The sequence below is a fragment of the Veillonellales bacterium genome (assembly GCA_039680175.1).
GTDB lineage: Bacteria > Bacillota > Negativicutes > JAAYSF01 > JAAYSF01 > JBDKTO01.
Window position 1 is genome coordinate 41,494 of sequence record JBDKTO010000083.1, and the last position, 13,974, is coordinate 55,467.

Here is a 13,974-nt window from a genome sequence, read left to right on the forward strand (position 1 = left end):
CTATCCCATCCTTACCCTCTTGCGGGGTGAAAGTTATTTACCGAGGGGCAGGGTAAACCGGACCCGCGTTCCGTTTTCCGGACGATTTGCCGCCCAAATCGTCCCGCCGTGGGCTTCAATGATGCCCTTGCAAATGGATAGCCCCAAGCCGGTCCCGCCGGCGCGGGAGCCTGCCACACGATAAAACTTATCAAAAATATGATTTAAATCCTGCTCCGGAATTCCACCGCCGTGATCCGCCACCGTAATCATAACGGTCTGGTCCTCTCTGGAGGCGCTAATCTCAATCGCCTTGTCAGCCGGTGAATATTTTACAGCATTATCCACTAAATTGACCAATACCTGTTCCAATAAAACACAGTCACCGGGGATCAGCGGCAAAGGTTCCGGTATATCCACCTGTATCTGCCTGCCGGCCACGCTTTCTCCCAGCCGCCCCAGGGCAGCGCCGATCACATCTTCCACGTCACACCAGTCATGTTTAATTTTAATAGCACCGCTTTCCAGACGGGCAGTGTCCAGTAAATTCGTAATAATCCGTTCCATGCGGATGGCCCCGTCTTTGATATTATCCAGCAGTTCCGCCTGGATATCCCGGGACAAAGCGATTTCCTTATCCAGCAGCGTCGAGATCGAGCCGATAATCGTAGCAAGGGGTGTACGCAATTCATGGGATATGGAATTAAACAAGGCGGACTGCAGCCGTTCCGATTCCTGCAGCAAAGCCGCATGGTTGGCTTCGGTAGTCAGATAAATCCGCTCCACGGCAATGGCGGCAATCGTCGTCCAGGCGTCAATCAGCCGCCGCTGTTCCGGCGTGACGCTTTTTTCCACCATATGAAGTCCCATAACCCCCATAACCTGCCCCCGCACGATCAGCGGCAAATACAAAAATCTGGCCGAAGGCAGCGTCTCTGTGGACCGTCCGGCAACCTCGCCATGTTCATACGCCCAAGTCGCAACCGCCAGCTCACTGGGATCAAGAACGAGGTTCGCCTCGGTATTCTCCAGGCTTTCACAGGCTTTCAGTTCTATTTTGCTATTTTCATTGGGAAGAAAAACTGCGACCGACCGCTCTAACGCTTGTGATGCTGTTTGGGCCAATCCTGCTATAATGGGCTCTAATTCCACAAGGGCGGCGACTTTCCTGCTGAATTCATATAATGCCCGGGTCATTTTTTCCCGTTTCCGGGCAAACCGCGCCTCATTCCGCAGCCGTTCCGTCTGCCCGCCGGCAACAAAAGCAACGAGTAAAAAAATTAAAAATGTCCAAATATACCGAAAATCCTGAACGGTAAAGCTTAATACCGGCGGCACAAACAAAAAGTCAAAAATAACTACACTGCAAACCGCAGTGGCATAGGATGGTCCCCGGCCCCACCAGGCGGCGCTTAACAGCACCGGCAGCAAAAAAAGCATGGCAATGTTCACCAGTTCAAGCATTGGCAGCATAAGCCAGCTGACCGCAGCAGCCAGCCCCAGCATGAACAGGCCGCCGGCATAATGTTCCCAGTTTACTCTTGACGGCCGGATGGCGGTTTTCACTTTCGGCACATCGTCTTTATCCCGTTTTCCCTGAATGACGTGGATCTGGATCCCGCCGCAACTGCGGATCAGCTTATCCACCAGCGCCCCGCCCCGAACCCATTCCCAGAAACGATTATGCAGCGGCTTGCCGATTACAAGATGGGTTATATTTTCACTATGGGAAAAGGTCAGGATTTCATCGACCATATTCCGACCTGAAACCGTCATGACTTTACCGCCCAGGTCTTCCGCCAGCCGCATGTTGCGGGCCAGCCGCTCTCTCTCCTTATCGTCCGCAGGCGTGTTGTGCAGCGTCTCAATATGCACGGCATACCACTCCGCCTTCATTGCCTTGGCCATTCGTTTGGCAATCCGGATCAGATGAGCCGAAAAAGGACTGGCACTGACGCATACCAGCACCTTTTCGGCTGCCGACCAGGGTCCTTCAATCGCGTGATCGTGCATATATTCATTTAACTGCTGATCAACACGATGAGCCGTAAACCGCAGTGACATTTCCCGCAGGGCATTGATATTCCCGGGACGAAAAAAGCTGTGCAGCGCCCGTTCCGCCTGCCCGGGTACATAGACTTTTCCTTCTTTTAACCGCTTAATCAAATCCTCCGGCGGAATATCAATCAGCTGCACCTGATCGGCTTGGTCCACGATATAGTCCGGCACCGTTTCCCGGACTTTGATGCCGGTAATCTGCTCCACAATATCATTCAGGCTTTCCACATGCTGAATATTAAGGGTCGTATACACATTGATCCCGGCATTCAATATCTCTTCCACATCCTGAAACCGCCGGACATGGCGGGAATCAGGCACATTCGTATGGGCCAGTTCGTCCACCAGAACAAGCTGGGGATGTCTGGCCAGTATCGCTTCCAAATCCATCTCCGCCAACGTTTTCCCCCGGTATTCAACCATTTTGGACGGAATTTGCGGCAGTCCCGCCGCGATAGACTCTGTTTCCTTGCGGCCGTGAGTTTCCACCCAGCCGATAACGATATCCACGCCTTCCGCCAGCCGGTCATGAGCATTTTCCAGCATCGCGAAGGTTTTTCCCACCCCGGCGGCAGCGCCGAGAAAGAGCGTGAGTTTGCCGCGGGATGCCTGTTTCGCCTTTTTCAGCAAAAGCTCCGGATCCCGGCGCGTTTCCTGATTGATACTCACTCCAATCACTCCTCATATGAAGCTAAAACATCACTATTATTGAGCGATCTTGTCCAATGCCAGGTTCAATTCCAAAACATTGACTCTTTTTTCGCCCAGGAAACCAAGCTGTGGGCCTTTTACATAGCTGTCCACCAGCGTTTCGACTTGTTCTGCCGGAATGTTTCTCGCCTGAGCCACACGTTCCACCTGGAGATAAGCACCTTCAGGCGAGATATCGGAATCAAGGCCGCTTGCCGACGAGGTAACCAAATCCGCCGGAACAGCACTATTGGAATCCAGGTTGTTTTCCTCCCGGACATCACCCAGCTTTGCTTGAATTGCATCCATCAGTCTTTGGCTCGTAGGCCCTAAATTGGTACCGGAAGAACTGGCGGCATCATAGCCGTCGCTGCCGGCAGCCGACGGACGGCCATGAAAATAGCCGGGTTGGCTAAAGTTCTGACCCAGTAAAGCCGAGCCAACGATTTTACCATCCTGTTCAATAAGCGAACCGGCCGCCTGGGCCGGAAATGCCATCTGCGCCAAACCGGTCATTGCCAGCGGATAGGCAATTCCCGTAAAAGCAGTCAGCACCAGCAGTAAGAGAAATCCGTTTAACCATTGCCTTAACATATAACCTCAGCATCCTTTCCTCGACGATGTTAGACCAGTCCGAAGGCCGTTAAAATGATATCGATCAGCTTAATCCCGATAAAGGGTACAATCAGCCCGCCTACTCCGTAAATCAATAAGTTGCGCCGCAGAATCACATTTGCACCTAACGGCTGGTATTTCACTCCCCTTAAAGCCAGCGGAATGAGGGCGATAATAATCAGGGCATTGAACACCACGGCACTCAAAATGGCACTTTGCGGCGTAGCAAGCCCCATGACGTTAAACGCATTCAGTCCGGGATAAGCGGAGGCAAACATAGCGGGGATAATCGCAAAGTACTTTGCCACGTCATTGGCAATACTAAAAGTTGTCAGTGACCCCCGGGTCATCAACAGCTGCTTGCCGATTTCGACAACCTCGATCAGTTTTGTCGGATTGCTGTCCAGATCCACCATATTGCCGGCTTCTTTGGCCGCCTGGGTACCGGTATTCATGGCGACCCCGACATCGGCCTGGGCCAGTGCCGGTGCGTCATTGGTGCCGTCGCCGGTCATGGCGACCAGCATTCCTTTTTCCTGATATTCGCGAATCAGTTTCAGCTTGGCCTCTGGAGTCGCTTCCGCCAGAAAATCATCCACGCCGGCTTCGGCGGCAATAGCGGCAGCCGTCAAAGGATTGTCGCCGGTGATCATAACCGTTTTAATCCCCATGCGGCGCAATTCCTTAAACCGCTCTTTGATACCGCCTTTGACGACATCTTTTAAGTAGATGGCGCCAAGCACCCGGGAGCCTTCCGCTACAACAAGAGGAGTTCCGCCGCTCTTAGCGATTTGTTCACAGCTTTCCTGAACCTGCTGGGGAATCATCCCGCCTTGTTCTTCCACATATCTGCGTACAGCATCCATTGCCCCTTTACGGATTTGGCGTCCTTTGCTATTGACACCGCTCATCCTGGTTTGTGCCGTAAAGGGAACAAACTCAGCATCAAGGCTTCCAATATCCCGTTCCCGGATGTTGTATTGCTGCTTTGCCAGCACAACAATGCTCCGTCCCTCAGGAGTTTCATCCGCCAGCGAAGAAATTTGTGCCGCATCCGCCAGTTCTTCCGGTGAAACCCCGGGAGCGGTCAAAAACTCAGCGGCCATACGATTGCCAAGGGTAATCGTGCCGGTTTTATCCAGCAGCAAGGCATCAATATCACCGGCCGCTTCTACCGCTCTGCCCGACATGGCCAGAACATTGCGCTTCAGCAGCCGATCCATTCCCGCAATCCCGATGGAGCTCAGCAATCCGCCAATCGTGGTAGGAATCAGACAAACCAGCAGGGCAATCAGAACAGCCACCGAAATGGTAGTCCCGGAATAAATGGCATAAGGTTCAATCGTGGCTACAGCCACCAGGAAGATAATAGTCAGTCCGGTTAAAAGAATGGCAAGGGCAATTTCATTCGGCGTTTTTTGCCGCTTAGCCCCTTCCACCAGGCTGATCATCCGATCCAGAAAGGTTTCGCCGGGATTGGCGGTAATCCGGACTTTTAACCAGTCGGACAGCACCTTGGTGCCGCCGGTTACGGAAGATTTATCGCCGCCGGATTCCCGGATAACCGGCGCGGATTCTCCCGTAACGGCGCTCTCATCAACGGATGCCACCCCTTCCATGACTTCCCCGTCGCTGGGAATCACGTCGCCTGCCTCTATTAGCACCAGATCCCCTTTTCTCAAAGCAGCTGCATCAATAAGCTGAAACTTTTCGCCCTGCAAGCCGCTCAATTTCTTGGCTTTTGTTTCGGTCCTGGTTTTCCGCAGTGCCTGAGCCTGGGCTTTGCCGCGGCCTTCGGCTAATGCTTCGGCGAAGTTGGCAAATAATACGGTAAACCAGAGCCAAAGACTAATCTGAAGTTCAAAAACGACTTCGCTGAAGCTGCCGCCAAAAAAATTTCTAACCATCATGGCAGTCGTAATAAGCGCACCGATCAACACGATAAACATAACCGGATTGCGAAACTGAACCCGCGGATCCAGCTTCACAAAAGACTGGCCGACAGCCGACCGGATAATAGTACTGTCTAAACTAATTTGCTTACTCATCATGTCCCCCCTAAAATAGCTGTCCCTGCAGCATAAGCAGATGTTCTATCACCGGCCCCAAGGCTAATGCCGGTAGAAAAGTCAAGGCACTAACAATCAATACCACCGCTGCCAGCAGGACTACAAACAGCCAGCCATGGGTGGGAAAAGTACCGGCACCGGGAGGGGAAACTTTCTTCTCCGCCAAACTGCCGGCAATGGCCAGCACCGGCAGGATCACACCAAAGCGGCCCAGGAGCATCGTGACTCCCAGTGTAAGATTATAAAATAAGCTGTTGGCGCTAAGGCCGGCGAAAGCACTGCCGTTATTGCCGGCGCCAGAAGCGTAGGCATACAGCATCTCGCTTAAGCCGTGGGGCCCGTTATTATTCGTAGCCGCTGTACCGCCATCGGTAACCGAAGCGATGGCGCTGCCGATTAGAATCGTTACCGCCGGAATCACAACTCCCAGAACCGCCATCTTCATTTCCCGGGACTCGATTTTCTTCCCCAGATATTCCGGTGTACGGCCAACCATCAGACCGACGATAAAAACAGTCAGCAAAACAAACAGCATCATCCCGTAAAAGCCTGAGCCGACACCGCCGACAACAACTTCGCCCAGCATGATTTGCAGCATGGGTACCAGTCCGCCTAAGGGAGTCAGGCTGTCATGCATCATATTCACGGCGCCGCAGGAAGCCGCCGTCGTTACCGTTCCAAACAATGCCGACCCGCCGATGCCAAAGCGGACTTCTTTGCCTTCCAACATAGTAGGCTCGGCAACGCCAAGGGAGGCAAGATTTGGGTTGCCATACATTTCAGCCGCGTACAGACCGCCAAGAAATATAATAAATAACAACAGCATCGCCGACAATATGGCATATCCCTGGCGCTTATCCCGCACTATACGGCCGAAGGAAAATACCAGCGAGGCCGGAATCAAAAATATCGCCAACACCTGAAGAAAGTTCGTTAAAGGCGTAGGATTCTCATACGGATGGGATGAGTTGGCATTAAAAAACCCACCGCCGTTGGTTCCCAGCATTTTAATCGCTTCCTGGGAGGCCACCGGCCCCATGGCGATCTTCTGGTCAGCGCCTTCCAGGGTTGTCGCTGTCACGTAAGGAGAAAAATTTTGAATCACGCCTTGCTGAACGAAGACCAGCGTCAGCACAATACTGATCGGCAGCAATACCCAAAAAGTACCGCGAACCATATCCCGCCAATAATTGCCCAGTCCGCTTACCGTCTTGCGGGTAATCCCCCGGATCAAAGTCATGGCCACTGCCAGGCCGGTAGCGGCGGACAGAAAATTTTGTACGGCCAGTGCCGCCATTTGGGTGAAATAGCTCATGGTGCTCTCGCCGCTGTAAGCCTGCCAGTTGGTATTGGTAATGAAACTGACGGCCGTATTGAAAGCCAGATCCCAGGGCACCGCAGCTTGCTGCTCCGGATTCAGCGGCAATAGATCCTGCAGGATTTGAAGAAAAAAAACGGCCAGAAATCCAAGGACATTAAAAATAAGAACCGCCCCGGCATACTGTTTCCAGTTCATTTCCTGACTGGGATCGATACCGCTGACCTTATAAATCAATTTTTCAGCAGGTACCAAAACAGGATCGAAAAATGTTTTCCTGCCCTGAAAAACATTAGATATATACTTACCCAGCGGTAAAGCCAGCGCAATAAGGACAATCAGATAGCCTATAAATAAAGCAATATCACTAATCATTTAAAACTCCTCCGGTTTCAATAATGCATATACGAGATAAACCAATAATGCGAGAGAAACGCCCCCACCAATCCAGTAGTCAAGCATGCCCATACCCTCCTTAAACCGCTTGTGCCCTTATACCGGGTCGCCCTGGAAAATCCACCTATACTATTATTTGCCGAATGATTGCCGCTATGCTCCCCCTTTCGCAGCATTCGAGTCGTCTATTTGAGTCTCATAACATAAGGAAAAATCAGTAAACCAAATGCCATCCCGAAGCCAAACGTCGCCACCGCTACTGTAACGACAGTGTTATACTCTACCATTGCCATGGCCTCCTACTTCTTTTTCATCCCGCAACGTCTCCCGGAAATACGGATACATTTTCCCAAAAATATCATATAATTTGACCAGCGCCAGGAAAAGGACTATCCCGGCTGCCATAAACCCCAGCCAAAGGAGATAATAATCCGAAAAGTCATGCATACTCTCATCTCCCACTGAATCTTAACTTCAGTTTCATCCTATCATCTGCCATATAAAAACGGGGTAAAGGTTCCGGTTATTCCTGTAAAGAAAGTATAAAGATCAAAAGACTGCGACTCATTAATGATGGCTTTATGCAGGAAACAAAAACAGTTAAAATTGCAAAATGCAAAGGTATCCAGTATAATAAATTCGTTGTGACCGTATCACTTTTTGAATCAGCAAATGGATCAATCAGCAGGGAAACAGAGTTATATAAAGGGGAATGATCAATATGTTATGGTTTATTGCCGTAATTTTAGGAATTGTCCAGGGCTTGGGAGAATTTCTGCCGGTCTCCAGTTCAGCCCACTTAATTATCGTCCGCTGGCTGTTCGGCTGGGATGAGATCATCGCCCAGGCAGGAGGAAATATCGATATTGCTTTGGATGTGGCGCTCCATGTAGGAACCTTGGTGGCGGTACTGATTTATTTCTTCCAGGACTGGGTGGAACTGATTTTAGGTGGATTAACCCGGGGACTGAAAACAAGAGAGGGAAGGATGTTTTGGTATTTGGTAGCGGCCACCATACCCGGCGGAGTAGCCGGACTGCTGTTAGAATCCAAGATCGAGGAGTTATTCCGCTCCCAGCCTCTCATCATCGCCGCCGGGCTGGCAATTATGGGCCTTATTCTTTATATTATCGACAAACAAATGCCGCAGCGAGTACGGTTTGAAAAAATAACCTTTAAGCAGGCTTTTTTCATCGGCATTTCCCAGGCTCTTGCCCTGATTCCCGGCGTTTCCCGTTCCGGAATCACCATGACCACCGGACGGTTGCTAGGCTTTTCCCGGGAAGCGGCGGCCAAATTCTCCTTCCTGCTGGCAACACCGATTATTGCCGGTGCAGCGCTAAAGCACACCCCCGAAATCATTCACAATATCGCCAATCCGCTATTTGCACTCGGTACCCTCGTCTCAGCTATCGTAGGTCTGTTTTGCATCAGCTTTCTGCTGAAATATCTGCAGCGCAATAACTTTGCCGTCTTTGCCGTCTATCGCTTCATCATAGCCGCTGTGATTGTAGTGGTCTTCTTTGTCCGGGGCGCATAACTTATGGGGCTTGGGACTTGGAAATTGGAAATCATTTGCCGGCTGCTTGCTGGGTGTTAGCCGTAAGCAGCGGATCGGCCGCCTGCAATTGACTTTTAACTAACGTGCTAAAAAGGGAGGACGTTCAAAATATTTTGAACGTCCTCCCTTTTTAGCGGGACAGTAAAGCTTTTAACACCAGATCCACATATTTATAGCGGCACTCCCTATCATAATAATCAAACTGAGACAGAGTTTCCATTTCGACTCCGATCAGCACGGGAAATTCCAAACTGCTGAACATTTGAAAAATCTTCATCCGCAATACGTCTTCCTCATCCTGGGCCAAAGTAATGTCCTGAATCAATCTCTCTAATTTTTCCCAGCCTATTTTTTTCAGAAATTCAATATACTCAAAAGACAAATCAGAATGACGCATCACCTGTTCAATAAAGTTTTGAAATACATCAGGATATTCCAGGGTAGAATCCGCATAGCTTCGTAAAAAATTCCGCAGCCGCTCCACCGGCGGCAATGTTGTGTCATCCAGGTGACGATAAGGACTCATCAGTTTGTTGGTAAATATTTTTAAAGCCTCATTGATTACATTGTCTTTGGAACCAAAGTAGTAATTGACGGCCGCCACATTCACTTCCGCTTTTGCCGCAATTTTTCTCGTTGTAACCGCCTGGACTCCTTTACTGCCGATAATTTCAAAAGTAGCCTGGAGAATTTTTTCCTTAGGCGTTGGTTTGTTCTCCAAATCGGGTTCCAACTGTCTCAGTCCTCCCTGCCTAATTTAGTCTGATCTATAGCAAGAACTCTTATTGCGGGATTGGCGGCAGCGCCTGAAAGAAACAGCCGTATTTCTTGCCGGAATCAACGCAAACTTCAGCTATGAAAAACAACTATGACTATAGAGCCTCCCGGCTGGGCTGCCCTTTTTCTCTGGCCACTGCCAGCATCAATTTGATGCGGTTCAGCTGATTGACTTCGCTGGTTCCCGGATCATAATCAATGGGAACGATATTTGTCGCCGGGTAGCGATGACGCAGCTCCCGAATCATCCCTTTACCGGTAATATGATTCGGCAGGCAGGCGAAAGGCTGCAGGCAAACAATATTGTTGACACCGCTGTGGATGAGCTCTACCATTTCCCCGGTCAGCAGCCAACCTTCGCCGGTAAGATTGGCCAAGGATAAATGAGGCGATGCCAAGGCGGCAATTTGATCGATTGTCAGGGGAGGGGCAAAGCGACGGCTGGCCGAAAGAGCTTTTTTCATCTCTTTCCGGTAATATTCAAAAATGTGAATAAACAATTCGGCTTTCACCATTTTACTAAAAGTTCCTGACAGCAATTTATATTTTACTTTGCGGTCATGAGCACAGTAGAGAAAGAAATCCATCATATCCAGAACAACTGCTTCCGCTCCTTCATTCTCCAGCAATTCAACAATATGATTATTTGCCAGCGGATGATATTTAACCAAAATTTCCCCCACTACGCCGACTCGCGGTTTTCGCAGCTGCTCGTGAATTTCCAGATTGTCAAAATCCCGAACAATCCCGTCAATGTTGCTCTTAAACTCCCGTTTTTTCCCGGACAGGATAGCTTGCCGGCATTTCTCCGCCCAATACTCGTACAATCGGTTGGCAGAACCGGCCTGAGTTTCATAAGGACGTACCCGGTACAATACCCGCATCAGTAAATCGCCGTAAATAATTCCCATGATCAGAGAAACCAGCAGGGAAGCTGACAGAGAAAAGCCGGGGGAAGGCTCTCCGCCCAGGGAAATCACCGGTATCTGAGGCATCCCCGCATCCTGCAGCGCTTTCCGGAGGATGCCGATATAATTGGTAGCCCGGCAGCCGCCGCCGGTCTGGGACATAATGACCGAAGTATTATTCAGATCAAACTCACCGGATTTTAACGCCCTTAACAGCTGCCCTACCACGATGATAGTCGGATAGCAGGCATCGTTGTGAACATACTTCAAGCCTTCGTTAATTGCCTCCCTGTCCGGCATCGGCGCAACCACTAAATTGTAACCCGCTTTTCTAAATCCCGCCGCCAAAAACTGAAAATGAATGGGAGACATCTGGGGTGCTAAAATCGTGTGCCGCTGCTTCATTTCCGGCGTAAATACCACTTTGTGATAGTGATAACCGCCTTCTGCCGGCACCGGCAGGGAACTCTTACTTCTTTCGTTCAGCGCGGCAATCAGTGACCGGATACGGATTCTCGCCGCGCCCAGATTATTAATTTCATCTAATTTTACGACCGTGCAGAGTTTATGATGAGCTTCGAGAATTTCCTTAACCTGATCCATCGTAACGGCATCCAGGCCGCAGCCGAAAGAATTCAACTGGATCAACTCAACAGCAGGCTGCCCGGCAACAAAATTGGCAGCGGCATACAGACGGGAATGATACGTCCACTGATCCACTACCCGCAGCGGCCTTTCCGTTACTCCCAAGTGTCGAATACCGTCTTCCGACAAAACTGCCAGCCCGTAGGACTGAATCAGTTCGGGCAGACCATGATTGATTTCCGGATCCAAATGATAAGGACGGCCAGCCAGAATAATTCCCTTCCCCTTCGTCCCGACGATATAGGCAAGTATCTCCTCCGCCTTTTGCCGGACATCCGCCTTGTAATGCTCCAGCTCCGCATACGCCTTGCTCACAGCCCGGCTGATCTCGCCTTTGCCTATCTTCTCCGGCGCCAGTTCCTGAACCAGCCTTTTGACGAGACGTTTCGGCGCATCAAGGGGCAGAAACGGATGGAAAAGCGTGACTTTTTCCTGCCGCAGAATATCCATATTGGCCTGAATATTTTCCGGATAAGAAGTCACAATCGGACAATTATAATGATTATCAGCCGTCGCGTCTTCCATCTGATTATAGGGAACGCAGGGATAAAATATTTTTTTAACTCCCTTATGGACTAAATCGGCCATATGCCCGTGGGCCAGCTTAGCAGGATAGCATAAAGAATCAGAGGGTATGGTCTCCATACCCATTTCATACAACTTATGGGAAGACCGTCCCGACAAAACCACCTGATACCCCAGTTCGGTAAAAAAAGTAAACCAGAAGGGATAATCCTCATACATATTCAGCACTCTGGGTATGCCGATCGTTCCCCGCTTCGCCAGAGAAGCCGCTAACGGCTTATACTGAAACAGCCGCCGGTATTTATACGCATACAGATTGGGAGTATCGCCACCGGCCTTTTCCCGGCCCACTCCCCGCTCGCAGCGGTTGCCGGCATGGTATTCCCGACCGTTGGAAAAGCGCTGGGTGGTAATCAGGCAATGATTGCCGCAAAACTGGCAGCGATGAATTGCCGTAGCGGCAGTAAACTCATTTAGCGCTTCACCGGGCAGCAAAGTCGACACCTGTCCGTCCTTCGCCCGTTCCCGGGCAATCAGAGCCGCCCCGTAAGCCCCCATAATCCCGGCGATATCAGGACGGACAACATCCCGGCCAATAATTTTCTCCAAAGCGCGCAGTACGGCATCGTTGTAAAAGGTGCCGCCCTGCACCACGATTTTATCGCCTAAATCTTCCGTATTTTTCAGCCGAATCACTTTAAACAACGCATTTTTTACAATGGATATGGAAATTCCGGCCGAAATATCACCGAGTTCAGCCCCTTCTTTCTGTACCTGCTTCACCTTGGAATTCATAAATACCGTGCAGCGGGTTCCTAAATCAACCGGCCGTTTTGATTTCAGACCGTGAAGGGAAAACTCCTGAACGTCCATGTTCATAGCCTGAGCAAAGTTTTCCAAAAACGAACCGCAGCCGGAGGAGCAAGCTTCATTGAGCATAATCGAATCAATCACACCGTTGCGCACAAAGAAGCTTTTCATATCCTGACCGCCAATATCAAGAACAAACGTAACCCCCGGCAAAAAAGCGTTGGCAGCCTTAAAATGAGCCACTGTCTCCACCTCGCCGATGTCCACCTGCAGCGCCGCTTTAATAAACTGCTCCCCATAGCCGGTAACAGCGGAATTGGCAATAGACACGCCGGCAGGCAGAACCCGGTACAATTCTTTCAAAGCCCCGATGACCGTATCCAAAGGTTTCCCCCGGTTGCTGCCATAGTAAGAATGGAGCAGACTACCGTCCTCGCTCACCAGGGCCAGCTTCGTTGTCGTCGACCCGGCATCAATTCCCAAATAAGTCCTGCCCTCATATTCGGCAAGATTACGTCTAGGTACAGCATCCCTGGCATGACGAACCTTGAACTCCTCATATTCCGTCTCACTGTTAAACAGTGGTTCCAAATTTTCCTGGCTGTTTTCCCGCATGCTGTACATCTTCGGCGCCCGGGCATAGAGACAGTCCGAGGAAAAAGGCTCCTCCTTGGATGTCAGGGCCGCGCCGATAGCCACAAAATAGGGAGCGCTTGCCGGGCTGATGACCTGCTCCGGGGTTAAATGCAATGTTTCAATAAACCGTTTGCGCAGTTCCGATAAAAAGGATAACGGACCGCCTAAAAAGGCCACCTTGCCGCTGATCGGCCGCCCCTGGGCCAGACTGCTGATCGTTTGGTTGACAACCGCCTGTAAAATAGAGGCGGCAATATCTTCTTTCGGAACGCCCTCGTTCATCAGCGCCTGAACATCGGTCTTGGCAAATACGCCGCAGCGGGACGCGATGGGATACAGGATACTATACCCTTTGGCCAGTTCATTCAATCCCGACGGATCGGTATTGAGCAACGCAGCCATATGGTCAATAAAGGCTCCGGTGCCGCCGGCGCACACGCCGTTCATCCGCTGCTCCACCGTACCGCCGAAATAGGTAATCTTGGCATCCTCCCCTCCCAGCTCAATTACCGTATCGGTACTGGGGATCATTTGCCTCACCGCATTGGTACAGGCAATGACCTCCTGGACGAAGGGAAGTTCCAGACATTTGGATATGCCAATGCCTGCCGAACCGGTAAACATCACAGACAGCATCTTTTGCTTCAGAAGAGACTGTGCTTTGGCAACCATTCCATGCAGCGTCGCCGTTATATCAGAGAAGTGTCTTAAGTACTGCTGAAACACAATGCTGTTCTGTTCATCAAGAATCACCATTTTGATGGTGGTTGAACCAACATCAATACCAACACGCAGCACTCTATTCATTTTTATACTCCTCTCCTCATGTAATAATATAGTAACGCAGCAGTTCTTTGAAAACGCAGATTTAAACATTGTTTAATTCTATTATAAACTTGGTCTATTTTTGATTCAAGCAAAAATTCATTATACAATTAAGAATCCTCGCAAATTCTTTGCATCTCGACCCCCTGGTATATGTGTAGA

General features: G+C 50.3%; 8 protein-coding genes. 1 reads left to right on the forward strand and 7 read right to left on the reverse strand.

The window, feature by feature from the left end:
* Nucleotides 1-33 precede the first annotated feature (33 nt).
* The 5 genes from ABFC84_13825 to ABFC84_13845 form a co-directional block, all read right to left on the reverse strand.
* Complete coding sequence (locus ABFC84_13825; GenBank protein ID MEN6413820.1) at nucleotides 34-2,706, reverse strand: sensor histidine kinase KdpD; 2,673 nt, start codon at nucleotides 2,704-2,706, stop codon at nucleotides 34-36.
* Nucleotides 2,707-2,742: 36 nt separating this feature from the next.
* Nucleotides 2,743-3,321 carry a potassium-transporting ATPase subunit KdpC gene (kdpC, locus tag ABFC84_13830; protein MEN6413821.1) on the reverse strand — a complete coding sequence of 193 codons (579 nt, stop codon included), beginning with the start codon at nucleotides 3,319-3,321 and terminating at the stop codon, nucleotides 2,743-2,745.
* A 29-nt stretch (nucleotides 3,322-3,350) separates the two neighbouring features.
* A complete protein-coding gene (kdpB, locus tag ABFC84_13835) occupies nucleotides 3,351-5,390 on the reverse strand; it encodes a potassium-transporting ATPase subunit KdpB (protein MEN6413822.1) in 2,040 nt (679 codons plus the stop codon).
* Between the two features lie 10 nt (nucleotides 5,391-5,400).
* Nucleotides 5,401-7,104 (reverse strand): potassium-transporting ATPase subunit KdpA, encoded by a 1,704-nt coding sequence (gene kdpA, locus ABFC84_13840; protein MEN6413823.1) that lies wholly within the window; start codon nucleotides 7,102-7,104, stop codon nucleotides 5,401-5,403.
* A 294-nt stretch (nucleotides 7,105-7,398) separates the two neighbouring features.
* Nucleotides 7,399-7,572: a hypothetical protein gene (locus ABFC84_13845; GenBank protein MEN6413824.1), complete on the reverse strand. Its 174-nt coding sequence runs from the start codon at nucleotides 7,570-7,572 to the stop codon at nucleotides 7,399-7,401.
* A gap of 274 nt (nucleotides 7,573-7,846) precedes the next feature.
* On the opposite strand from ABFC84_13845, the gene uppP reads away from it, so the two are divergent.
* Nucleotides 7,847-8,665 carry an undecaprenyl-diphosphatase UppP gene (gene uppP, locus ABFC84_13850; protein ID MEN6413825.1) on the forward strand — a complete coding sequence of 273 codons (819 nt, stop codon included), beginning with the start codon at nucleotides 7,847-7,849 and terminating at the stop codon, nucleotides 8,663-8,665.
* Between the two features lie 151 nt (nucleotides 8,666-8,816).
* Here the strand turns inward: uppP and ABFC84_13855 are convergent, their stop codons facing one another.
* Both ABFC84_13855 and ABFC84_13860 read right to left on the reverse strand, forming a co-directional pair.
* Nucleotides 8,817-9,419, reverse strand: a complete 603-nt coding sequence (locus ABFC84_13855) for a TetR/AcrR family transcriptional regulator (protein MEN6413826.1) — start codon at nucleotides 9,417-9,419, stop codon at nucleotides 8,817-8,819.
* A gap of 139 nt (nucleotides 9,420-9,558) precedes the next feature.
* Entirely contained in the window at nucleotides 9,559-13,794 is a 4,236-nt protein-coding gene (locus ABFC84_13860; protein MEN6413827.1) for an acyl-CoA dehydratase activase-related protein, read from the reverse strand.
* Nucleotides 13,795-13,974 lie beyond the last annotated feature (180 nt).